Below are 22,911 nucleotides of genomic sequence, written 5' to 3'. Positions count from 1 at the left end.
CGGCATCCAATCGGGACCCCGGGGCAAGGGTCCACAGTGGCTTCCATCGAGTCATGGAAGCCGAGGTTGGAATGCTGGTGGTGGAGACGATTGCCAAGATCCGTCGCGCCTATTTTGTTGATGGTCGTCCGATCAAGGCGATTTGCCGAGAACTCGGCGTGTCGCGGAAGGTGGTTCGCAAGGTCATCCGTTCTCAATCGACGGAGTTTCGGTACGAGCGAGAGACACAGCCTCAGCCGAAGATGGGCCCTTGGAGTGCCGAGCTTGACCGGTTGCTGGTGGCAAACGAGAGCAAGGCGGCGCGAGAACGGCTGACGCTGATCCGGTTGTTCGAAGAGCTTCGCGGTCTGGGCTATGTCGGGGGCTACGATGCGGTTCGTCGATATGCGCGGCGCTGGAGCCAAGAGCGTGGCGCCTCGACCACCTCGGCCTATGTGCCACTGAGCTTTGCACCCGGGGAAGCCTACCAGTTTGACTGGAGCCACGAAGTGGTCCTGCTGAGCGGGGTCACGGTGATCGTGAAGGCGGCTCACGTCCGGCTCTGCCACAGTCGGATGCTGTTCGTGCGGGCCTATCCGCGCGAGACGCAGGAGATGGTGTTCGACGCCCATGACCGGGCGTTCGCACTGTTCAAGGGAGCCTGCAGGCGCGGCATCTACGACAATATGAAGACGGCGGTCGAGACGATCTTCGTCGGCAAGGGACGCCTTTACAATCGCCGCTTCCTGCAGATGTGCAGCCACTATCTGGTGGACCCGGTCGCCTGCACGCCAGCGTCGGGCTGGGAGAAGGGCCAGGTTGAGAACCAGGTCGGGCTGGTCCGCGAACGGTTCTTCACCCCGCGGCTGCGCTTCAAGACGCTGGATGAGCTGAACGCCTGGCTGCTCGATAAATGCATTGCTTACGCCAAAGCGCACCGACATCCGGAGTTCGCGGACCGAACCATCTGGGAAGTCTTCGAAGCTGAGCGACCAAGGCTCGTCCCCTATGCCGGTCGCTTCGACGGCTTCCATGCCGTGCCCGCCTCGATCTCCAAGACCTGCCTGGTGCGCTTCGACAACAACAAATACTCGGTGGCGGCGAGCGCCGTTGGGCGGCCTGTTGAAGTCCAGGCCTATGCGGACCGCATCGTAATCCGCCAAGACGGCCGGATCGTTGCCGAGCATCAACGATCATTTGGCCGCGGCGAGACGGTCTACGATCCCTGGCACTATGTGCCTGTCCTGATGCGCAAGCCCGGCGCCTTGCGCAACGGGGCGCCCTTTAAGGACTGGGTGCTGCCGGCTGCGATCGAGCGTGTGCGGCGAAAGCTTGCCGGCGCCGATGACGGCAATCGGCAGATGGTCGACATCCTCAACGCGGCGCTGACCGACGGTCTGCCAGCAGTTGAGGCCGCCTGCGCCGAAGCGGTCGCTCACGGCGTTCATTCCGCTGATGTCGTGCTCAACATCCTAGCTCGGCAACGTGAGCCGGCGCCACCAGCCAACATCATGACGCCGGCCGCACTGACGCTTCGCCATGCGCCGATCGCTGATTGTGCCCGCTACGACAACCTCCGGAGGACCAACTGATGGAACGAGCCCAAATCTTCGATCTCATGGGTGAGCTCAAGCTCTACGGAATGAAGGCCGCCTTCGACGAGATCATGGTGACCGCCATCAAGCGCCAGCATGAACCTCAGCGCATCGTCGGCGACTTGCTCACGGCCGAGATCAGCGAAAAGCAGGCGAGATCGATCAAGTACCAGCTCACCATCGCCAAGCTTCCTCTCGCCAAGGACATCGCTGACTTCCAGTTCGACGGCACGCCGATCAACCAGACACTTGTCAATGATCTCGCCGGCGGCGGCTTCATCGCCCAGCAACGCAACGTCGTGCTGGTCGGCGGTACCGGCACCGGCAAGACCCATCTGGCCATCGCCATCGCCAGGAGCTGCATCCGCTCCGGTGCCCGCGGGCGCTTTTACAACGTCGTCGACCTCGTCAACCGTCTCGAAAGCGAGACCCGCAACGGACGTCAGGGCCGGCTCGCCGAACATCTGACCCGGATGGACTTCATCGTTCTCGACGAACTGGGTTACCTACCGTTCGCTCAATCCGGCGGCCAGCTTCTGTTCCACCTCATCAGCCGGCTTTACGAGCGCACATCCGTCATCGTCACCACCAACCTCTCCTTCGGAGAGTGGCCCAGCGTGTTCGGCGATGCCAAGATGACCACTGCGCTGCTCGACCGGCTGACCCATCACTGTGACATCGTAGAGACCGGTAACGACAGCTGGAGATTCAAAAGCCGCGACGACGATCAAACAACCCGCGCTCGCACCGTCTCCGCAATCCCGGCCAGCTCCGACGCTGCGAGCGCTACCAGCAAAGCTCGCCGATCAAAGGGGGCCCTTTTGGACGCCGATGGAGGGTCCCGTTCCAACGCCGATTGACAGTCAGGGTCAGCCCAGCGGCGTGATTGCTCTCGTCACCAAGCGCCCCTCCGAGAAACCCATTCATGAATTTCAGCTTCAGGGCGGCAGCTTCGAACAGAGGAGTGGCGCTTTTGACTTTGGCGGGCCGGTAACGGAGGACGGGAAGCTGCTCTATCGCTTCACCGGCCTGCTGCGCGAGGGCGGCAACGGCATCGATTTCTCGAACGACAAGCGCGCGTTTCTCTCCGGCGCGTTGACCTGGCGTCCGACCGCCGAGACGGAAATCACGGCGTACAGCCTGCATCAGAGAAACCAGGGCAGATGGAACTTCGGCCTTCCCGCGCGGGGGACGGTGCTGCCGAATCCGAATGGGCGGATCCCGGTTACGCGCTTCATCGGTGAGCCTGACACTTATAACAGAACGGAGATGACTGTCGCGGGATACAATCTGCAACACCACGTCACCGAGAGCCTGACCTTCAGGCAGAACGTTCAATACTCACGAGAGAGTTGGGAGCGTCGTGACGTCAATCCGACGTCTGTAGGCGCAGATCTGCGCACGGTGAATCGCCGGGCGGAAAGCCGACATGTTACGAGGGATACGTTTGCGATCGACAATCATGCCGAGTTGAAAGCAATGACCGGCCCCCTGCAACATACCGTGCTGTTCGGCGTGGACCATCGGCGGGGTAAAACCGCTGTCCTAGGTAATTATGGGACCGTCGGTCCGATCGATGTTTTCGCGCCGGTTTATGGTTCGCCTGTTGTTTGGTCGACTACTGATCAATATGCAGAGAGGCAACCCGAAAACTTCATCGGCGTCTATGTTCAGGATCAGATCAAGCTCGACCAATGGATTTTGACTCTCGGCGGACGCCACGACTGGGCGGACACCAGCATAGTGGATATCATTGGCGGCTCGGTCACCAATCAGAACAATCGGGCTTTCACCAAGCGGGCCGGGCTGGGCTACGAGTTCGACAGCGGCGTCGTTCCCTATGTCAGCTACGCCGAATCCTTTACGCCCCTTTCCGGCAGGACATTCGACGGGTCGCCGCTCCGGCCGGAGACCGGCGTGCAGTATGAGGCGGGCATCAAGTACCAGCCCAGGGACATGAACTTGCGGATCACCGCCGCAGTTTACGACCTGCAGCGCCAGAATGTCACGACGGCGGATTTGGCAAATCCGGGGTTCTCAATCCAGATCGGCGAGGTCACATCTCGCGGCTTCGAGTTCGAGGCGGTCGCCAGCCTGACCAGCAATCTCAACCTGACCGCCGCCTATGCCTACAACGATGCGCGGGTGACCCAGAGCAACGACGCCAACCTTGGCAAGCGGCCGGTGACGACGCCACCGCATCTTGCATCGCTCTGGGCCGACTACACCATCCGCGAGGGCGCACTGAACGGGCTCGGATTCGGCGGCGGCATACGCTATGTCTCGGCCAGCGCGGGAGACTTTTTGAACACGTTTGAGGCGCCCGCCTATACGGTGGTGGACGCGATGGCCCGCTACGACATCGACAACTGGCGTTTCTCCGTCAATGTCACCAACCTGTTCGACAATCAGTATGTCGTGGGGTGCTTCAGCCTTGTTCAATGCAACGTCGGGCGCGTGCGCACCGTGCTCGGCAGGGTGAGCTATCGCTGGTAGCTCGTTTGCTGACGAAATGAATTCTGGTTGAATCGTGATAGCCGGGCATAGCCGTTCGAAGAACGGTGTCGCTTCCGCTCGCCTATGTCCCGGCCATCCACGTCTTGCTTTGCTGAGCGGCCGTTAAGACGTGGATGCCCGCGACATCTGCGCGAAGACGCGCTTCGCGCTTTAGCGCGGGCATGACGGAGAGCGGCGGACCGACACATCCGGCAACGGCGGTAAGGGTAACATGGAACTCGTCAAAAAATTTTGCAACTAGGGGTTCAAAAAACGGCTGCTCGATCGTCTTACACATAGAGGGTCACAATGCTTTCGACCCGTGGCGGAAACAACCGGCGCCTGGGGGACATCAAGAGTGGACGGAACCGTATCGCGTAAAACCTCGGGAGCCCGGCTGTGGTTTGTTTTTCACGGCTGGCTGGCGTTGCCGATCTGGGCGTTTTTGTTCTTTGTTTGTCTGACGGGATCGATCGCGACGGTCAGTCACGAAATCGTGTGGCTGGCGAATCCGGAGGTGCGGGCCAATGCGCCGTCGGCGGATGCGCGGCTGCTCAGCTACGACGAGATCATGGCGGCGGTCGAGCGCGAGGAACCCGGCGCGCGGGTGCGGTTCATCTCGCGGCCGGTGAAGTCGATCTTCGCCCTGACCGTCGCGGTGACGCGTCCCAACGGCAGTTCCAGCAGGCTATACGTCAACCCCTATACCGGCGCTGTCCAGGGCGAGCAGGGCGCGTTCGATTTCCGGCGCTTCGTGCGCGCGTTGCACGCCTGGCTCTTGATGCCGTTCGATGGCGGCTTCCCGATCGGCTGGTACGCGGTGTCGGCGCTTTCGATCCCGCTGCTGGGGTCGCTGATCACCGGCATCGTCGTCTACAAGCGGTTCTGGCGGGTCTACCTGCGGCCGCGCCTGCGTGTGAGCAAGGGCAGGCGCATCTTCTGGGGCGACCTGCACCGGCTGGCCGGCGCGTGGTCGATTCCGTTCATCGCCATCATGGCGGTGACGGGCGGCTGGTTCCTGATCCAGGCGATTCTCGGCGACAACCACATCTCCATCTCGACGGCTGGCGTGCCGCCGGTGGTGTCGCGTAGCGGTGTTCCCGTCGTGGCCAAGGGCGCGGCGGCGCCTCGGATCACGCTGGAGCAGGCGGCCGAGGCGGTGCGGCATCAACTGCCCGATCTCGACCCGAGTTTCGTCCAGTTCCCGAGCAGCGCCTATGACCACATCAGCGTCGGCGGGCGCGGCAATTATCCGCTGATATTCGAGTCGGTCGACGTCAACCCCTATAACGGCAAGGTCGAACGGACTCGGCGCGTCTCCGACCGCTCCGCGCTCGAACTCGTCACCGGCTCGATGCGGCCCTTGCACACCGGCGATTTCGCCGGAATCTGGCTCAAGCTGGTCTATCTGCTGTTCGGCCTGGCGCTCACCACGCTGGTGTTCTCGGGCATGATGGTGTGGACCAAGCGCACCGCGATCGAGACGGTGAAGATCGTGCGCGAGCGCCGGCAGGCGCGGCTTGGACTGGAGGCCGCGGAATGACGGTGCTTGCATCCCCCTCGCGCGGCGCGTCGCTGTGGCAGCGCTGGCGCTTTCACCTCAGCGCACTGGTGCTGATCCTGCCGATCGTCTTCGGGCCGGCATGGTTTCACGAGAATGCGTTTTTCGACGGCAAGAAAGGTCTCGGCCAGCGCGAGATCGGTGAGATCGCGGTCGGGCCGTGGAGCGTGCGGCTGGCGGAGTTCAAGCTGGTTGCGCCGGATGCGGAAGGCCGCGCCGGCCATGCCAAGGAGTTCGCGCTGGCGCTGTGCCCGGCCTGCGTCGATCAGGTGAAGGCCGCTTACCTGCGCGTCGGCAAGCCGCGCAACCTCCGCACCGCGGGCGCGCTGTTCTCCGGCACGCCGTACCGGCAGACCGCCGAGATGCGCGTTCCGGAACGAACCACCGCCGATGACGAGTTGTGGCTGACGCTGGAGGGCTGGGACGGAACGCTGCATCAGGCGACGATCCCGATCCGCAAGGCGTCGCCCGTGATGGCGGCCTGGCTCGAGAAGAGGGGGCGGCCATGATGGGGTTTCGGACGGGCGGACTGACCCTCGCCGTCATCGGCGCGGTGTCGCTGTTTATCGGCGCGGCCTGGGCGCATCCGCCGTTCTGCATCTGCAAGATGGCCAATGCGACGACGGTCAGCTGCGAGGGCGGCTTCGCGGACGGCACCGGCGTTCCCGGCGTCAGGCTCGACGTGATCCGCTACGACGAATCCGTCGTGCTTCAGACGAAGTTCGGACCGGATTCGACCGTGAGTTTCAAACGGCCGGACGGCGAGTTCTACATGCTGTTCGACGCCGGGCCCGGACAGTCGTTCGACGTCGATTACAAAGACATCCAGTGAGCGGATGCCGGCCATGAACGCTCCGGTGCCTCCCGACGATGTCGACGGCCTGGCGCTGCCGCCGGCCTGGACCGCGCCGGCGCGGCGCGCGCGCGGCTCCCGGCGGCTTGTCCTGGGGCTGAGCGCCGCGGGACTGGCTGCGCTCGGCACGCTCGCCGTCATGGGGTTTCGCGCGCCGTCGGCGGACAGCCTCTATGAGACCGTCGCGGTCACGCGGCAGGACATCGAGAGCACGGTGGCCGCGACCGGCAAGATCCAGCCCTATGCGAGCGTCGATGTCGGCGCGCAGGTGACCGGCCAGTTGAAGCATCTGCGCGTCGCCGTCGGCGACAAGGTGACCGCGGGACGGGTCGTGGCGGAGATCGACGCCGAAGTGCAGTCGGCGAAAGTCGAGGGAATCGAGGCCGATCTGGCACGGCTGAGGGCCGAACTGGCGGAGCAGGAAGCCGGGCTTGTGTTCGCGGAACGCAATGTCGAGCGGCACCTGACGCTGTCACAGACCAGCGCGGTGTCGAAACTCGCTTTTGAAACGACGACGCGCGACCGCGACATCCTGATCGCGCGCATCGATGCTTCCAAGGCCCGCATCCGCCAGATGCAGGCCGACCTGCGCGCGCAGAAAACGGCGCTGAGGTTCGCCCGCATCACCGCGCCGATGGGAGGCACCGTGGTTTCGGTGGACGCGAAGGAGGGGCAAACCCTCAATGCGAACTACGACACGCCGCTGATCCTGCAGATCGCCGATCTCGACACCATGACGGTATGGACCGATGTGTCCGAGGCCGATGTCGTCAAGCTGCGCGAGGGCATGCCGCTGTGGTTCACGACATTGGGCCGGCCGGATCGCAAGTGGCATGCGACGCTCCGGCAGATCCAGCCGGCGCCCCGGCGTCCCGACAACAAGAAAGCCGAGACCAAGACGACGCCGCAATCGGGCAATGTCGTGCTCTACACGGCGCTGTTCGACGTTCCCAACGCAGATGGCAGCTTGCGGGCGGGGATGACCGCGCAGGTGTTCTTCGTGACCGCCGCGGCGCAGAACGCCCTGGTTGTTCCGGTCGCATCGCTCAATGACAAGGGAGAGGTGCGCGTTCTGCGTGAAGACGGGACCATCGCTGTCCGCAAGGTCGAGATCGGCACCCGCACCCGCTTTCTGGTCGGAATCACGAGCGGGGTGGCGGATGGCGAGCGCGTCATCACCGGCACGAAGGCGGCTGGCCCGGCCGCGAAGCTGAGGGTGGAGTCATGACCGCCTCACGCACGCCGCTCATCGAACTGGAGGGCATCCGCCGCTCCTATCGCAGCGGCGATGTCGTGACGCATGCGCTTCGCGGCGTCGGCCTGTCGATCCACGCCGGCGAATTCGTGGCGATCATCGGCGCCTCCGGCTCCGGCAAGTCGACGCTGATGAACATCATCGGCCTGATGGATCGACCGAGCGACGGCGCGTATCGGTTTGGCGGCCGGGACGTCGCAACATTGAATCGCGAGGAACTCGCCGCATTGCGCCGCGGCTGCTTCGGATTCATCTTCCAGAACTATCACCTGATTCCGACGGTGAGCGCGCTCGGCAACGTCGAGATGCCGGCGATCCATGCCGGCGCGCCGCGCGCTTACCGCCAGCGCCGCGCGACCGCGCTTCTGACGCGCCTTGGCCTGGCCAACCGCATCACCAACCGTCCCTCACAATTGTCGGGCGGCCAGCAGCAGCGTGTCTCCATCGCGCGCGCGCTGATGAACGGCGGCGCCGTCATCCTCGCCGATGAGCCGACCGGCGCGCTGGACAGCAAAAGCGGCACGGAGGTTCTGGGAATCCTGAAGAAGCTGGCCGGCGACGGGCACACGGTCATCCTCATTACGCACGACTCCAAAGTAGCCGCCGCGGCCGAGCGCATCATCCGGATCGAGGATGGTCTGATCGTCTCCGACAGCGGCCCGGACCCCGAGAAGGTTTCGTCGTCGATGGCCGTTGCCCCATGGCAGGCGAGCGACAGCTCGCCTCCGCTCTGGACCTGGCTGGAGGAAGCCGCGCGCTCGGCCCTCGTGGCGCTCGCGATCAATCCCGTCCGCACCGCGCTCACCCTGAGCGGCATCGTCATCGGCGTCGCCTCCGTCGTCGCCATGATGGCGATCGGGCGCGGCGCGCAGGCGTCGTACATCGAGCGGGCTTCGGCGATCGGCACCAACTGGATCGTGGTCGACCGCGCCGGCGAATCGACGGGAAACAGCCTGCCGCTCACTCCCGCCGACGCCCAGGCGATCAAGGATATGGACAACGTGTCGGGGTCGATGCCCGCAATGTGGGACATGGCCTCGATGCGTCGCGGCAATATCGACCTGAATACCGACGTGGTCGCCACCACATCCGAGTTCCGGACGGTTCACAAGTGGGACATGGCGAAGGGCGCATTCTTCACGAAGCAGGATGAGATCAGCGGCAGCCCCGTGGTGCTGCTCGGTTCGACCCTCGCGTCCAAATTTTTCCCTGATGTCGCCGATCCTTCCGGCAGCCACATCCTCGTCAACAACCTTCCTTTTCTCGTCACCGGGGTTCTGGAAAGCAAGGGCCTGTCCGAGAGGGGGACGGATCGGGACAAGCGCGCGGTGATGCCGCTGCGCACTGCGACGATGCGGCTGTTCGGCAAGGATGATCTGTCGGAGATCGTCGTTTCCATCGCCGACATGTCGCGTCTGCATGAGACCAAGGAGGCCATCAAGGCGCTGCTGATCCGGCGCCATGGCCGCGAAGACTTCTACATCTACGATTCAGCATCGGCGTTCCAGAAGGCCGAGGACGAGCGCCGCTCCAGCAATCTGCTGCTCAGCGCCATCGCCGCGATCTCGATGCTGGTCGGCGGCATCGGCATCATGAACATCATGCTCATCACCGTCTCCGAGCGCACGCGGGAGATCGGGGTCCGGACCGCGATCGGGGCCAGGACCGCCGACATCCTGGGTCAGTTCCTGACCGAGGCAGTCGTATTGGCGGCCATCGGCGGCGTGGTCGGGTTGCTGCTCGGCGCGTTGATCGGTGTGGGCGCGGCGCTCCTGTTCGGCATGACGGTGATCTTCTCCGTCACCATGGCTCTGGGCGCGCTGCTGGGAGCGGTGGTCATGGGCACGCTGTTCGGCTTCATGCCGGCGTATCGCGCGGCCCGGCTGAAGCCTGTCGAGGCTCTCGCGAGGGGATAGCCATGGTCGGGGGAGCCATCAACGTCGGACAAATAATCAACAGAGCGTCCCGTCCGGGAAGCGGACCGCGCGTCGGCCGGTTCCGGACCTCCACAGCACGCCAGCCGGTGGCGACGCTCGCAACGAAAGATCAAGCCCATGATGCGTAACATCCGGACAATCGTGGCGGGCGAACTTCCCGCAAGGATCGCCCGCGGCCTGCTTGCCGCCGCGTTCATGCTCGCCATCCTGCCTGGTGACGCCGACGCACGGGACCGGCGACCGCACCCGCAGCCTGACGCTATGGCGTCACAGCCGGCCGCCACGCCGCCGGCGTCCGCTGCGGACGCCGCACCATCGTCGTCTTCTGGGGCGGGTTCCGCTCCGTCTGCCTCTGTTCCGTCTGCCACTGATGGTTCGGCTGGGGCTGCGTCATCGCAGCCGTCCGCCTCGCCTTCTCCCGAAGCGTCTTCCGATGCTGCATCCGGGGAGGGATCGTCCGCGTCGTCACCTTCATCGGATGCGGCCGCGCCTCTGGATCAATCCGCCGCGCCGGATTCCGCCGCGCCATCGCCCGCGCCGGAGAGCTCGTCGTCGTCGCTTCCGCAGGACCTGTCGCCGTGGGGCATGTTCATGCAGGCCGACATCGTCGTGAAGGCGGTGATGATCGGCCTTGCGTTCGCATCATTGGTGACGTGGACGATCTGGCTGGCCAAGGGGATCGAGCTCGCGGCGTCGCGGCGGCGCGCGCAAAGCTGCCTGCGCAAGCTGACGCGGGCCGACAGCCTCGACGGGGCGCGCTCCGAGATCGCCGAGGGCTGGACCTGCGAGGGCACGGTGGCGGATCTGATGGGGGCGGCGGAGCGCGAGCTGCAGCGCTCGGGCGATCTGTCCTCCGAGGGCATCAAGGAGCGGCTGGCGATCGCGCTGTCGCGCATCGAGGCCAAAGCGGGGCGCGACATCGCCCGCGGCACCGGCCTGCTGGCGACCATCGGCGCGACCGCGCCGTTCGTCGGCCTGTTCGGCACGGTGTGGGGCATCATGAACGCCTTCATCGGAATCTCGCAGACCAAGACCACCAACCTCGCGGTGGTGGCGCCGGGCATCGCCGAGGCGCTGCTGGCGACCGCGCTCGGGCTTGTCGCCGCGATCCCGGCGGTGATCATCTACAACGTGTTCGCGCGCGCGCTTTCGAGCTACCGGGCGCTGTTGTCGGACGCTTCCGGCGAGATCGTCCAGCACATCTCGCGCGATCTGGAACGGCAGGAGCGGGGGCTTGGCCCGTCCGTGGTGGCGCTGTCGCGCGGCCGCTCTGCTGCCGAGTGATGCGCCATGGGAGTATCGCTGAAGAACCCGCAGGACGGCGGCATCGACGAGTTGAGCGAGATCAACGTCACGCCGTTCATCGACGTGATGCTGGTGCTCTTGATCATCTTCATGGTGGCGGCGCCGCTGTCGACGGTGGATATCGCGGTGGACCTGCCGGTGTCGAACGCGCAGCCGCAGCCGCGGCCTGACAAGCCGGTGTTCCTGACGGTGAAGCAAGATCTGACGCTGGCGCTCGGCAACGACGAGGTGCCGCGCAATACCTTGCAGGCGACGCTGGACCAGCAGACCAACAATGATCGCGAGCAGCGGGTGTTCCTGCGCGCCGACGGGACGGTAGCCTATACCGAGCTGATGAAGGTGATGAACCTGCTACGCGAGTCCGGTTATCTCAAGATCGCGCTGGTGGGGCTCGAGGATACCGGGCAGGTGGCGGCGGCGAGCGGAGCCGCGCCGGCGGCGGCGCCTGCGCCATGATGAAAATCGACTGGCGCGACCCGGACGGCCGGGCCGGCGATGAGGTGAGCCGGGCGGCGGCGTTGCGCTGGACCGCGGCCGGGCTTGCGGTGGTGGCGCTGCATGCCGGCGGCATCTGGCTGGCGCTGCACTGGCCGGCGGCGGCGGAGGCGCCGGGCGATCCTCCGGCGGCGATCATGATGGAGCTGGCGCCGATGGCTGTCGCGCCCGAGGCGCCGCAGCAGGACGTCGCGCCGGGGCCGGAGATGGTGGAGGCCGAGGAGCAGGTCGATCCTGAGAAGCCGATCGAGGAGAAGCCCGATCCCGAGCCGACGCCTCCGGAGGTGAAGGAGGCGGAGGTCAAGCTGCCGGAAACGCCGAAGGTGGAGAAGGCGGAGGTTGTGCTGCCGTCCAAGGTCGAGCCGCCGAAGCCGAAGCCGAAGAAGAAAAAGCAGAAGAAGGCGCCGCGCACCACCGCGCCGCAGAGTTCGCAGGCGCAGCGCGCCGATCGCGCGGCCGCGCCGGCCGAGGGCATGGCGTCGTCGATGTCGCCGGCGACCTGGCGCGCCGCGCTGATGGCGCATCTCAACCGCCACAAGCGCTTCCCGTCCGGGGCGGGCATGGGCGTGGCCTCGGTCGCGTTCACGATCGACCGCTCGGGCCGGGTGCTGTCGGCGCGGCTGGTGCGCTCGGCCGGCGATTCCGCGCTCGACGCCGAGGCGGTGTCGCTGCCGCGCCGCGCCAGCCCCGTTCCAGCCCCACCCTCCAACGTCGGCGGCGGATCCATCACACTCGCCGTCCCAATCAGGTTCAATAGATAATGTCTGCCTTCACACGAACGACCCCTCAGATAACGAACCCGTCACCTGCAACGTCTCGCTCAACGGCTTCAGTGCCGTAAGTAGCGATAGTCGAAATTGAAAGCCGCTCTGTCCGGCACACTAGGAGATCGCCCATGCTGACGCTGGTCAAGGATGTCGATGTTCCCGTTCAGCCAGCTGCGCCGCCGTCAAAGCCGCGGGCGCGCCAGGCGCCGCGGCAACGCGATTACAACCGCCGCCGCTTCCTCGGCTGGCTGCGCGACGAGGTGGCGGTGCTGCGTTCCGTGGGGCTCGGCGTTCGCGAGATCGCCGTGCGTCTCGATATCGAGGAATATGACGTGCGAGCGTTCTGTCCGAAACCAAAGGAGAGCGCCTTGCGCCGCAGCCTTCCGCGTCGGGCCGTCGAGGCGTTGCTTCATGGCCGCCACGCCTCGCTCGGAGGCCGGACGATCGCCAAGCGCAGCCGGCATCTTGTCGAGATCGCCAGCGCCTATACCTGGGAAGAACTCCTGTCAGAGCCCGGCGTCGGCACCGTAACAGCTTCGGAAATAAGACTCTGGCTCGAGGAGCGGGGAATGACGCTGAAGAAATCGGAAGGTGAATAACTATAGCGTTCTCGAGCGAAGCATGTCCTCGGGCTTGACCCGGAGATGGATACCGGTTCGCGTGAAGAAAGTGCGTTAAATCAAGATCTGAGAGCCTCGCTTCTGATTCCATCAGAAGCGAAAATGCTCCATAGCGTTTTCGAGCGAAGTGGACACCGGTTCGCGTGAAGAAAACGCGTCAGAAAAATAATCTAGAGCCTCGCTTCTGATTCCATCAGAAGCGAAGCTCTAGAATCGCGAAACGATCTCAGACAGCGTCGGGCGAGGCCGGTCCTTGCTGGGCTTGGTTGGCGTTCCGATGTGGATGAAGCCCGCAAATCTTTCGTCCGGCTTTAGACCGAAGCCGTCGAGTATGTCGCGATCGTAGGCGAACCAGCCTGTCAGCCAGTTCGCGCCATAGCCGAGCGCGGTGACCGCCGTGACGATGTTCATGGCGCTTGCGCCAGCCGACAGCACCTGCTCCCACGACGGCACTTTCGGGTGTGGCTTGATGCAACTCACCACGCCGATCACCAGCGGCGCTTCCATGAGTTGGCGTTTTTCGATTTCGATCTCTTCCTGCGGAGCCGATGGATTCTTGCGCGCGTAGACACGGGCGATGACATCGCCGGCGCGGACGCGTCCGTCGCCTTCGAACACGATGAACCGCCACGGTGCGAGCTTGCCGTGATCGGGGACGCGCGAGCCGATGGTGAGAATGGTCTCGATCTCTTCAGGCGAGGGACCTGGCCCGGTCATCTCTCGCGGCTTGACCGATCGGCGTGTACGTAGAAAGTCGATGATCTCGGACATAGCTGCTTTCGTTGAACTTGCTGCCGTCTGCTCGGTTCGTACGAGAGGCGACGCGATTGTAATCGATTGTTTGCGAGCCGCTACTGCGCTGTCCTGCTGCGTTGGATATCCGGCGGGACGGCTTCCGCTACAAGCGCGGCAATGGCCTCGCCGGTTGGCATCACCTTCTGGCCGTCGCTACCCAAACGGCGGATGGATACCGATTGAGTCTCGGCTTCCTTCTTGCCGACAACGAGCAAAGCAGGGATCTTCGACAGCGAGTGCTCTCGCACCTTGTAGTTGATCTTCTCGTTGCGCAGGTCCAGTTCGACGCGAAGCCCCGCGCGCCGCGCGGTGGCCGCGACCACTTTGGCGTATTCATCGCCATCCGATGTAATGGTGGTGACGACCGCCTGCACCGGCGCGAGCCACAGCGGAAAGTGGCCGGCAAAATGCTCGATCAGAATGCCGATGAAGCGCTCGATCGATCCGCAGATCGCGCGATGCACCATCACCGGCGCTTTCTTGCCGCCGTCCGCGTCGATGTAGAACGCGCCGAACCGCTCCGGCAGATTGAAGTCCACCTGTGTCGTGCCGCATTGCCAGTCGCGGCCGATGGCGTCGCGCAACACATATTCGAACTTCGGCCCGTAAAACGCACCCTCGCCGGGATTGGTCTCGGTCTTGATGCGGTTGTTCGACGCGGCGATGCGCTTGAGGACATCCGCCATCACCGCTTCGGCGTGATCCCACGCCGCGTCCGAGCCCACGCGCTTTTCGGGGCGCGTCGAGAGCTTCACCGTCAGCTCACCGTCGAAGCCGAAATCGGCATAGGTCGAAAGGATCAGGTCGTTGATCTTGAGGCACTCGTCGGCGAGCTGCTCCTCGGTGCAGAAAACATGCGCGTCATCCTGGGTGAAGCCGCGCACGCGCATCAGGCCGTGCATTGCGCCTGACGGCTCGTAGCGATGCACGACGCCGAATTCGGCGAGCCGCAGCGGCAGGTCGCGGTAGCTTTTGAGCCCGTGCTTGAAGAGTTGCACGTGGCCGGGACAGTTCATCGGCTTGATCGTGAACCAGCGCTTGTCCTCGGCTTCATCGCCGGCGGACTGCGCCGCGAACATGTTCTCGCGATACCACTCCCAATGTCCCGACGTCTCCCACAGCGACTTGTCGAGCATCTGCGGCGCGTTGACTTCGTCATAATCTTCCGCGAGTCGCCGGCGCATGTAGGCGATCACGGCCTGGAAGATGGTCCAGCCCCTGGCGTGCCAGAACACCACGCCCGGACCTTCCTCCTGGAAGTGGAACAGGTCGAGTTCGCGGCCGAGCTTTCGATGGTCGCGCTTCTCGGCTTCCTCGATCTGCTTGAGGTAAGCGTCGAGAGCCGCCTGGTTCGCGAAGGCGGTGCCGTAGATGCGCGTCAGCATCGGATTGTTGCTGTCGCCGCGCCAGTAAGCGCCGGCCACCTTCATCAGCTTGAACGCGTTGCCGATCTTGCCGGTCGAGGTCATGTGCGGGCCGCGGCAGAGATCGAACCAGTCGCCCTGGTAGTAGATCTTGATCGGCTCGTTGCCGGGAATGGCGTCGACGAGTTCGACCTTGAAGGCCTCGCCCTTGTCGCGAAACACCTGCTTGGTCTTCTCGCGATCCCAGACATCCTTGGTGAAAGGCTGGTCGCGCGCGATGATCTCGCGCATCTTCTTCTCGATCGCGGCGAAATCCTCGACCGAGAACGGCTCGTTGCGGAAGAAGTCGTAATAGAATCCGTTCTCGATCACCGGGCCGATGGTGACCTGCGTGCCCGGCCACAATGTCTGCACGGCTTCCGCCAGCACATGCGCGGCGTCATGACGGATCAGTTCCAGCGCGCGAGGGTCGTCGCGGCTGATGAATTCGATTGAGGCATCCTGTTCGATCGGGTCCGCAAGGTCGCTGACGGTGCCGTCGAGCGCCATCGCCACCGTGCGCTTGGCCAGCGACGGCGAGATATCCCTGGCGATTTCCAGGCCGGTGGTATTTTTCGGAAATTCGCGCGTCGCGCCGTCGGGGAAGGTGAGGACGACGTTGTCGGCGGGCGAAACCGGTTTCAGGTTGGCGAGGCCATACCGGAATCCGGAGGGGTCTTGCTTGTCGGACATTCAGTCTCTCCTGTGGCTCACTCCTGCGAACGAGCGCAGGTAAGCGGGATGCTGCGGTATAGCAGCCGGTTTGCGGCGTGCAACCCGTGAAGGCCCGCGGCGGCCGGATCCCGGAGAGGAAGCAGGCTTCGTTCCTGGTCAGTGCGCCCGATCATGGACGGGGGGGATGGTTGCCCGCTTCGTCCATCCGTACCAGCCCCTCGAACCGCGCGAACATCGCAAGCCGGTCGGCGGGAACCGTTTGCTCGGCTTTCGCCAGCGCCTGAGCGAGCGCGTTTGCGGCGTCGGGAGCTATGCCGGCCTGCCGCAAAGCCTCCGCGTTCCTGATTTCGTCTCCCGCGCAGAGGATGATGGCCCAGCGTCCGTTCCGGTTTCGGAGAAGGGCGCGTCCGCCTGTCTCGCCCTGCGTCCAGCCCGCAATGGCGTAGCCCGCCACGGCGACCACGGGCGCGACCTCCAGCTTTGCCGCCGGCTTGTCGAAGGTCGAATGGAGCAGATCGCGCACGGCGTCCTCATCAGGCCCCGCGGCCGCTGATCCGGCAAGGCTCCAAAGGATGATGAGCGCGGCAAACAGTTTCGTCGGCACTGAAATCTCCTTATACGTTTTATACGTTCGCTTCACGACAGCAATCTCCGGAGAGCCTTGCGTTGACCAACACCATCTACGGAATCAAGAACTGTGATACCATGAAGAAAGCGCGCGCCTGGCTCGACGATCATGGCGTCACCTATGCCTTTCACGACTACAAGACGGCCGGCATCGATGGTGTCCGGCTCAAGGGATGGACCGCGAAGCTCGGCTGGGAAGCATTGCTCAATCGCGCGGGCACAACGTTTCGCAAATTGCCGGAGACCGAGAAGGCGGGACTGACGGAAGCCAGGGCATTGGCGCTGATGATGGACCAGCCCTCGATGATCAAACGGCCGGTGCTTGAGGCTGGCGACAAGCTGGTCGTCGGATTCAAGCCGGAGATCTATGAAGAACAGCTTCGGCCGCCGAAAGCGAGGCGATAGCGCTGCCTCGATTGATTCCGTCGCGTTGTCCGGATATTCAAGCAGTCGTTGTCAATCCCTCATCAGGTGGAGGCCGACAAAACCGGTGGATGATTCCGCCGGTTACGATGCTGATTGCCCACCTTTGCCGGAAATGGTTTATGACATCCTCGTGATCCGGACTGGCGGCCGGTTCTTGTCTGCAAAGTGGATATGGTGATGCTGCTGCGCTTGTTCCGGTTCTTTCTGCCGAAAGAGGAACGCTTCTTTCATCTGTTCTCCCGCCATTCGCAGACAGTCATGCTGGGGGCGGAAGCGCTTCAGGGAATGCTGAAGGGTGGTGAAGAAACACCGGTTTTCTGCCAGCGGGTCAGTCAGCTTGAGAACGATGCGGACGGCATCACGCGCGAGGTGCTGACGGCGGTCCGGCGCACCTTCATCACGCCGTTCGACCGCGTCGACATCAAGAATCTCATCACTTCGATGGATGACGCCATCGACCAGATGCAGCAGACGGCGAAGGCTGTGGTGCTGTTCGAGGTGCGCAGCTTCGAGCCGCCGATGCGCGAGATAGGATCGCTGATCGTTGAATGCGCCAATCTGGTCCATCGCGCGCTGCCGCTGCTGGAGTCGATCAGCAACAATGTCGCCATGCTGATGGCGATCACCGAGGAGCTGGGCAAGCTGGAAGGACGTGTCGATGATCTGCATGATATCGGCCTGAAGGAGCTTTTCCTGAAGCACCGCAACGCCAATGCCATGGACTTCATCGTCGGCGCCGAGATCTATGATCATCTGGAGAAGGTTGCCGATCGCTTCGACGACGTCGCCAACGAGATCAGCAGCATCGTCATCGAGCAGGTATAGGGCAGGATCGCGCCGTGGACGCCATGCTTGCTCTTCCGGTCCTTGTCGGCCTGATCGCCGTCGCGTTGCTGTTTGATTTTCTGAACGGGCTGCACGACGCCGCGAATTCGATCGCGACCATCGTCTCGACCCGCGTGTTGCGACCGCAATACGCGGTGATCTGGGCGGCGTTCTTTAATTTCATCGCGTTCCTGGTATTCGGGCTGCATGTCGCCAATACCATCGGCACCGGGATCATAGATCCGAACATCATCGACGCGCAGGTGATCTTCGCCGCGCTGGTGGGCGCCATCGTGTGGAATCTGGTGACGTGGGGACTGGGGATTCCGTCGAGCAGTTCGCACGCGCTGATCGGCGGTCTGGTCGGCGGCGGCGTCGCCAAGGCGGGCCTTTCGGCGGCGGTCTGGGGTGGTCTGTCGAAGGCGCTGCTGGCGATCGTATTGTCCCCGGTGGTCGGCTTTCTTCTGGCGCTCGTGCTGGTCGCGATCGTCTCATGGCTGTCGGTGCGCTCGACGCCGTTCGCGGTCGATCGCGCGTTCCGGATTTTGCAGTTCTTTTCAGCCTCGCTTTATTCGCTGGGTCATGGCGGCAACGATGCGCAGAAGACCATGGGCATCATCGCCGTGCTGCTGTTCTCGCAAGGTTATCTCGGCAGCGAGTTCAGCGTGCCGTTCTGGGTGGTGCTGTCCTGTCAGGCCGCGATGGCGCTGGGCACGCTGATGGGCGGCTGGCGGATCGTGCGGACAATGGGGCTGCGCATCACCAAGCTGACGCCGATGCAGGGCTTCTGCGCGGAGACCGGCGGCGCGGCGACGCTGTTCATGGCGACGTTTCTCGGCGTTCCGGTATCGACGACCCACACCATCACCGGCTCCATCGTCGGCGTCGGCGCGGCGCGGCGGTTGTCGGCGGTGCGCTGGAACGTTGCGAGCTCCATCGTCTATGCGTGGGTCATCACCATTCCCGCATCGGCGATCGTCGCCGCGCTGGCCTATTGGGCGGTGGCGATCGTCAGGTAACCAGCTTCAGCCCGGCGACGCCGGCGACGATGAGGCCGATGCAGGCCAGCCGCGCCAGCGTCGCCGGGTCGCCGAACAGCATGATGCCGAGGATCGCGGTTCCGACCGCGCCGATGCCGGTCCAGACCGCGTAGGCGGTGCCGATCGGAAGCGTCTTGAGCGCCAGTCCGAGCAAGCCAAGGCTGATCGCCATGGCCGCCAATGTCAGCACGGTCGGCACCAGCCGCGTGAACCCTTCCGTGTATTTGAGGCCGATCGCCCAGCCGATTTCCATCAATCCGGCGGCGAACAACAAGAGCCATGCCATGCGGCCCTCCCAGGTCATGAGGCAGGGCCGTCCCCGCGGGTGATAGTGTGGGATGCGGAAGGTCGTCCTCCCGCGGTTCTGATATGGGGTCGGCGGAGACGTCCGGCAAGCATCCGGCCGCGGTCCGGGCAGGGGACGCAAAGGGGATGCAAATCCCCTTGATCCGGCCGATTTTCCCTGCCACACGCTCGCTGATGCCCGACCTCGCCTTAAAGACCGAATCGACCCCGACCTCGCCGCTGGCGGCGGAAGTCGCGCGCCGGCGCACCTTCGCGATTATCTCGCACCCGGACGCCGGCAAGACAACGTTGACGGAAAAACTGCTGCTGTTCGGCGGCGCCATCAACCTCGCCGGACAGGTCAAGGCGAAGGGGGAGCGCCGCAATACCCGTTCGGACTGGATGAAGATCGAGCGTGACCGCGGCATCTCGGTGGTCACGTCGGTGATGACCTTCGAGTTCGATGGCCGGGTGTTCAATCTGCTGGATACGCCGGGTCACGAGGACTTTTCCGAGGACACTTACCGCACCCTGACCGCGGTGGATTCCGCCGTCATGGTGATTGACGCGGCCAAGGGCATCGAGGCCCGCACCCGGAAGCTGTTCGAGGTCTGCCGCCTGCGCGACATCCCGATCGTCACCTTCATCAACAAGATGGACCGCGAGAGCCGCGATACTTTCGAGTTGCTGGACGAGATCGAAAAAACGCTGGCGCTCGATACCACTCCGATGACCTGGCCGGTCGGGCGCGGCCGCGATTTTCTCGGCACCTACGATATCGCGACCGGCGGCATTCGCCTGCTCGACGGCGGCGGCGCCAAGACCGGCGCGACTGAGCAGATCGACATCGCCGATCTCGCCGCGCGCAACGCCAGTCTGAATCTCGATGAAATCAGGGAGGAACTGGCGCTCGCCACCGAAGCCTGCAAGCCGTTCGAGCTTGAGGCGTTTCGCGAGGGGCATCTGACGCCGGTGTACTTCGGATCGGCTTTGCGCAATTTCGGCGTCGGCGACCTTCTGGAGGGGCTTGGAAAATTCGCGCCTCCGCCGCGCGCGCAGGAGTCGAACCTGCGCAAGGTCGAGGCCGACGAGCCGCGCATGACCGCCTTCGTGTTCAAGATCCAGGCGAACATGGATCCCAACCATCGCGATCGCATCGCTTTCGCGCGCCTGTGCTCCGGCAAGCTGACGCGCGGCATGAAGGCGAAGCTGGTGCGCACCGGAAAGCCGATGCCGCTGTCCTCGCCGCAGTTCTTCTTTGCGCAGGATCGCGCCATCGCGGACGAGGCGTTCGCCGGCGACGTGGTCGGCATTCCCAATCACGGCACCTTGCGGATCGGCGACACCCTGACCGAAGGCGAGGATGTCACTTTCGTCGGAGTGCCCTCGTTCGCGCCGGAAATCGTCCGCCGGGTGCGGCTGACCGATGCGATGAAGGCGAAGAAGCTGAAGGAAGCCTTGCAGCAGATGTCGGAGGAGGGCGTCGTGCAGGTTTTCCGCCCGCGCGATGGAGCGCCTGCGCTGGTTGGCGTCGTCGGGATGTTGCAGCTTGACGTGCTGAAGGCGCGCCTCGATGCCGAATATTCGCTGCCGGTGGATTTCGAGGTCTGCGAGTTTCAGCTCGCGCGCTGGATTTCATCCGACGACCGCAAGAAGCTCGATGCCTTCATCGCCGCCAACGGCTCCGGCGTTGCGGATGATGTCGACGGAGATCCGGTATTCCTGGCCAGGAACGAATTCTATCTTGGCTATACGCGAGAGCGCGCCGAGGGCATCGTTTTTTCCAGCGTCAAGGACGTGAAGAAGACGTCATGATTCCACCCGACGAAAACGGCCGGTGCGGGACCGGCCGTTTCGCGTGGGGAACGCGTCAACTCAAAGATCGAGCCCTGCTTCCGATTTCGTTAGAAGAGGAAGAATGCTAGCGCATCGGGCCGCCGGGGCGAGGGGCGCCGTTGATGCCTGCCGGCGGCGGCGCACCCACCGATCCGGCGGCGCCAGCGTCGACGTTGCCACGCCCTGGAGCCGCGCCGACCGTGCCTTTAGCCGATCCTTTCGGATGAACTTTCTGGGTATGCGCCGATCCGGACGCTCCCGCGCTGCCACGGACGCTGTCGTTCTGCTGCGTCTGGCCGTAAGGCGAGGGCTGCTGAGCCTGGGCTCCCGCAATTCCGAAGGCCGTGACGGCAGCGGCGGCGGCGAGAAGTCTGAGGTTCATTTGCGTATGCTCCATCTGGTTGGTGGAGCGGCGATAACCGCGATCGAACGCCCGCGTTCCCTGTCATTCAAGGTGATTGCGGGGTGTTGTTGCGACAGAAACATGTTTGCCCCCGTTCTTGCGCCGTGTTGCCTGGAACTCACCAAGGGTGTTAATCGGGGGCCAGTGCACACAGGAGGATACGATGGGACTATTGGTGATGATTGCAGGCCTTGTTCTATCCCTCGGCGTGCATCTCGTCGTGACACGGCGCGAGTTTCGCGCACGGCTGATCTCGTCCTATGGCGAAGGGCCGTACAAGATCGGGTTCTCGCTGATATCGGCTGTTGGCGTCGCGCTGACCCTTTGGGGATTTCTGAGTTATCGCGCCACCGGCGTGATCGACGTCTGGTATCCGCCGCGCGTGATGAAGCACATCGCCGAGGCGCTGATCCTGCCATCCATCATTCTTGTGGTCGCGTCCTATATCCGCGGCCGTATCTATGCGAAGCTGAAGCATCCGATGCTGGCGGGGATAAAGCTGTGGGCGACGGCGCACCTGCTCGCCAACGGCGACCTCGGCTCGATCATCCTGTTCGGATCGATCCTGGCGTGGGCGGTTATCGACCGCATCTCGCTTAAGCACCGCTCGGATCCGGGCGGCCTGCCGATTCCGGTTGGCGGGGTTCGCAACGACGTGATCGCGATTGTCGTCGGCGTCGTCGTCTATGTCGCGATCGGCGCTCTTTTCCATCCTTTCGTCCTCGGCGTTCCCGTCTTCGGAGCGTAGCATGTCGGTCCAGTCGGCCATCAGGCGCAGGACGGCACCGGACATTCGCGCTCGCAAGAACGGCGATCCGATCGTGATGCTGACCTCGTATCACGCCCATACCGCGGCGCTGGTCGACCGTTACTGCGACGTCATTCTGGTCGGCGACAGCCTGGGCAACGTGATGCACGGTTTCGAGACCACCGTGCCGGTCACGCTCGACATGATGATCCTGCAAGGCCGCGCGGTGATGCGCGGATCGCAACAGGCGCTGGTCGTGGTGGACATGCCGTTCGGCTCCTACGAGGCCTCGAAGGAGCAGGCGTTTCATTCCGCCGCGCGCCTTCTCAAGGAGACGCTTTGCGGCGCGGTGAAGCTCGAAGGCGGCGTGAAGATGGCGGAGACCATCGCGTTTCTTTCCGCGCGCGGGATTCCTGTGATGGGGCATGTCGGCCTGACGCCGCAATCGATCAACACCCTTGGCTCGTTTCGCGCGCAGGGACGCGAGGAAGGGACATGGCAGCCGATCGAGGATGATGCGCGCGCCGTGGCGGAAGCCGGCGCATTCTCGATGGTGATCGAAGCCGTCGCGGAACCTTTGGCGCGCAGGATCACGGAAACAGTGGCGATCCCGACGATCGGCATCGGAGCCAGTCCCGCCTGCGACGGTCAGGTGCTGGTGCTGGAGGACATGCTCGGTCTGTCGTCGCGAGCGCCGAAATTCGTCCGGCGCTATGGCGAGCTCGGCCCCATGATCGAGGCCGCGATCGAAGGCTATGCGCGCGACGTGCGCAGCCGCGCCTTTCCTGGCCCTGAGCACGTTTATGCGATGAAGCCGAAAAGCTAGAGTCTTCACCGCTTCATGGAAACGGTGAAGACTCCAGCTTTATGTTTTGACGCGTTTTCTTCACGCGAACCGGTATCCACTTCGCTCGAAAACGCTATGGATCGGCAGGGTCCGGCTCGAATTTCCTCTCAACTTTACGATCGCTTGACTAGAATTTTC

At 63.9% G+C, this 22,911-nt stretch carries 22 protein-coding genes and 1 pseudogene; 18 read left to right on the top strand and 5 right to left on the bottom strand.

Annotated elements, in window-relative coordinates; translation table 11 throughout:
* Positions 1 to 71 precede the first annotated feature (71 nt).
* From istA to ACMYR2_RS11415, 12 genes and pseudogenes are all read left to right on the top strand, one after another.
* Positions 72 to 1,605 (top strand): annotated as a pseudogene (gene istA / locus ACMYR2_RS11470) (IS21 family transposase).
* The gene (istB, locus tag ACMYR2_RS11465) at positions 1,571 to 2,434 is read left to right on the top strand and encodes an IS21-like element helper ATPase IstB (protein WP_416192932.1); all 864 of its coding nucleotides are present in this window, start codon (positions 1,571 to 1,573) and stop codon (positions 2,432 to 2,434) included. The pseudogene istA and the gene istB overlap by 35 nt, the downstream one beginning before the upstream one ends.
* Positions 2,406 to 4,070, top strand: coding sequence for a TonB-dependent siderophore receptor (locus ACMYR2_RS11460; protein ID WP_416192931.1), 1,665 nt, complete (start codon positions 2,406 to 2,408; stop codon positions 4,068 to 4,070). The genes istB and ACMYR2_RS11460 overlap by 29 nt, the downstream gene beginning before the upstream one ends.
* Positions 4,071 to 4,428: 358 nt before the next feature.
* Positions 4,429 to 5,613: a PepSY-associated TM helix domain-containing protein gene (locus ACMYR2_RS11455; RefSeq protein WP_416192930.1), complete on the top strand. Its 1,185-nt coding sequence runs from the start codon at positions 4,429 to 4,431 to the stop codon at positions 5,611 to 5,613.
* On the top strand, positions 5,610 to 6,140 hold the full coding sequence (locus ACMYR2_RS11450) for a thiamine pyrophosphate-binding protein (RefSeq protein ID WP_347265107.1): 531 nt from the start codon (positions 5,610 to 5,612) through the stop codon (positions 6,138 to 6,140). The genes ACMYR2_RS11455 and ACMYR2_RS11450 overlap by 4 nt, the downstream gene beginning before the upstream one ends.
* Entirely contained in the window at positions 6,137 to 6,463 is a 327-nt protein-coding gene (locus ACMYR2_RS11445; protein WP_347265106.1) for a hypothetical protein, read from the top strand. Before ACMYR2_RS11450 ends, ACMYR2_RS11445 begins: the two co-directional genes overlap by 4 nt.
* A gap of 13 nt (positions 6,464 to 6,476) precedes the next feature.
* Positions 6,477 to 7,712, top strand: a complete 1,236-nt coding sequence (locus tag ACMYR2_RS11440) for an efflux RND transporter periplasmic adaptor subunit (protein WP_347265105.1) — start codon at positions 6,477 to 6,479, stop codon at positions 7,710 to 7,712.
* Positions 7,709 to 9,655 carry an ABC transporter permease gene (locus tag ACMYR2_RS11435; RefSeq protein WP_347265104.1) on the top strand — a complete coding sequence of 649 codons (1,947 nt, stop codon included), beginning with the start codon at positions 7,709 to 7,711 and terminating at the stop codon, positions 9,653 to 9,655. Before ACMYR2_RS11440 ends, ACMYR2_RS11435 begins: the two co-directional genes overlap by 4 nt.
* A gap of 141 nt (positions 9,656 to 9,796) precedes the next feature.
* Positions 9,797 to 10,960 carry a tonB-system energizer ExbB gene (exbB, locus tag ACMYR2_RS11430; RefSeq protein WP_416194088.1) on the top strand — a complete coding sequence of 388 codons (1,164 nt, stop codon included), beginning with the start codon at positions 9,797 to 9,799 and terminating at the stop codon, positions 10,958 to 10,960.
* Positions 10,961 to 10,966: 6 nt separating this feature from the next.
* Positions 10,967 to 11,437 carry a TonB system transport protein ExbD gene (exbD, locus tag ACMYR2_RS11425; protein ID WP_416192929.1) on the top strand — a complete coding sequence of 157 codons (471 nt, stop codon included), beginning with the start codon at positions 10,967 to 10,969 and terminating at the stop codon, positions 11,435 to 11,437.
* Positions 11,434 to 12,237, top strand: coding sequence for a TonB family protein (locus tag ACMYR2_RS11420; RefSeq protein ID WP_416192928.1), 804 nt, complete (start codon positions 11,434 to 11,436; stop codon positions 12,235 to 12,237). The genes exbD and ACMYR2_RS11420 overlap by 4 nt, the downstream gene beginning before the upstream one ends.
* Positions 12,238 to 12,371: 134 nt before the next feature.
* On the top strand, positions 12,372 to 12,842 hold the full coding sequence (locus ACMYR2_RS11415; protein ID WP_347263200.1) for a hypothetical protein: 471 nt from the start codon (positions 12,372 to 12,374) through the stop codon (positions 12,840 to 12,842).
* A 228-nt stretch (positions 12,843 to 13,070) separates the two neighbouring features.
* Here ACMYR2_RS11415 and ACMYR2_RS11410 read toward each other — a convergent pair whose 3' ends face one another.
* The 3 genes from ACMYR2_RS11410 to ACMYR2_RS11400 form a co-directional block, all read right to left on the bottom strand.
* Positions 13,071 to 13,634: a nitroreductase gene (locus tag ACMYR2_RS11410; protein ID WP_347263201.1), complete on the bottom strand. Its 564-nt coding sequence runs from the start codon at positions 13,632 to 13,634 to the stop codon at positions 13,071 to 13,073.
* 80 nt (positions 13,635 to 13,714) lie between these two features.
* Complete coding sequence (thrS, locus tag ACMYR2_RS11405) at positions 13,715 to 15,754, bottom strand: threonine--tRNA ligase (RefSeq protein ID WP_347263202.1); 2,040 nt, start codon at positions 15,752 to 15,754, stop codon at positions 13,715 to 13,717.
* Between the two features lie 151 nt (positions 15,755 to 15,905).
* Positions 15,906 to 16,340: a copper uptake system-associated protein gene (locus tag ACMYR2_RS11400; RefSeq protein ID WP_347263203.1), complete on the bottom strand. Its 435-nt coding sequence runs from the start codon at positions 16,338 to 16,340 to the stop codon at positions 15,906 to 15,908.
* Positions 16,341 to 16,402: 62 nt separating this feature from the next.
* Here ACMYR2_RS11400 and ACMYR2_RS11395 point away from each other — a divergent pair, with 62 nt between their 5' ends.
* The 3 genes from ACMYR2_RS11395 (at position 16,403) to ACMYR2_RS11385 (ending at position 18,633) form a co-directional block, all read left to right on the top strand.
* A complete protein-coding gene (locus ACMYR2_RS11395) occupies positions 16,403 to 16,768 on the top strand; it encodes an ArsC family reductase (RefSeq protein WP_347263204.1) in 366 nt (121 codons plus the stop codon).
* Between the two features lie 201 nt (positions 16,769 to 16,969).
* Positions 16,970 to 17,614: a DUF47 domain-containing protein gene (locus ACMYR2_RS11390; RefSeq protein ID WP_041345585.1), complete on the top strand. Its 645-nt coding sequence runs from the start codon at positions 16,970 to 16,972 to the stop codon at positions 17,612 to 17,614.
* A 14-nt stretch (positions 17,615 to 17,628) separates the two neighbouring features.
* Complete coding sequence (locus ACMYR2_RS11385; RefSeq protein ID WP_347263205.1) at positions 17,629 to 18,633, top strand: inorganic phosphate transporter; 1,005 nt, start codon at positions 17,629 to 17,631, stop codon at positions 18,631 to 18,633.
* Here the strand turns inward: ACMYR2_RS11385 and sugE are convergent.
* Positions 18,626 to 18,940, bottom strand: coding sequence for a quaternary ammonium compound efflux SMR transporter SugE (gene sugE / locus ACMYR2_RS11380; RefSeq protein ID WP_416194087.1), 315 nt, complete (start codon positions 18,938 to 18,940; stop codon positions 18,626 to 18,628). The two genes, ACMYR2_RS11385 and sugE, sit on opposite strands and share 8 nt — an antisense overlap.
* 194 nt (positions 18,941 to 19,134) lie before the next feature.
* Between sugE and ACMYR2_RS11375 the strand changes: the two genes are divergently transcribed.
* Positions 19,135 to 20,754, top strand: coding sequence for a peptide chain release factor 3 (locus ACMYR2_RS11375; protein WP_347263207.1), 1,620 nt, complete (start codon positions 19,135 to 19,137; stop codon positions 20,752 to 20,754).
* Between the two features lie 106 nt (positions 20,755 to 20,860).
* Here the strand turns inward: ACMYR2_RS11375 and ACMYR2_RS11370 are convergent, their stop codons facing one another.
* Positions 20,861 to 21,157: a hypothetical protein gene (locus tag ACMYR2_RS11370; RefSeq protein WP_347263208.1), complete on the bottom strand. Its 297-nt coding sequence runs from the start codon at positions 21,155 to 21,157 to the stop codon at positions 20,861 to 20,863.
* Positions 21,158 to 21,341: 184 nt separating this feature from the next.
* On the opposite strand from ACMYR2_RS11370, the gene ACMYR2_RS11365 reads away from it, so the two are divergent.
* Both ACMYR2_RS11365 and panB read left to right on the top strand, forming a co-directional pair.
* The gene (locus tag ACMYR2_RS11365) at positions 21,342 to 21,926 is read left to right on the top strand and encodes an NnrU family protein (protein ID WP_041345004.1); all 585 of its coding nucleotides are present in this window, start codon (positions 21,342 to 21,344) and stop codon (positions 21,924 to 21,926) included.
* Between the two features lies 1 nt (position 21,927).
* Complete coding sequence (panB, locus tag ACMYR2_RS11360) at positions 21,928 to 22,752, top strand: 3-methyl-2-oxobutanoate hydroxymethyltransferase (RefSeq protein WP_416192927.1); 825 nt, start codon at positions 21,928 to 21,930, stop codon at positions 22,750 to 22,752.
* Positions 22,753 to 22,911 lie beyond the last annotated feature (159 nt).

The organism is Nitrobacter sp. TKz-YC01 (assembly GCF_047824785.1).
Lineage (GTDB): Bacteria > Pseudomonadota > Alphaproteobacteria > Rhizobiales > Xanthobacteraceae > Nitrobacter.
Note: the sequence above shows the minus strand (reverse complement) of the source record. Positions and strands in the feature narration are given on the sequence as shown.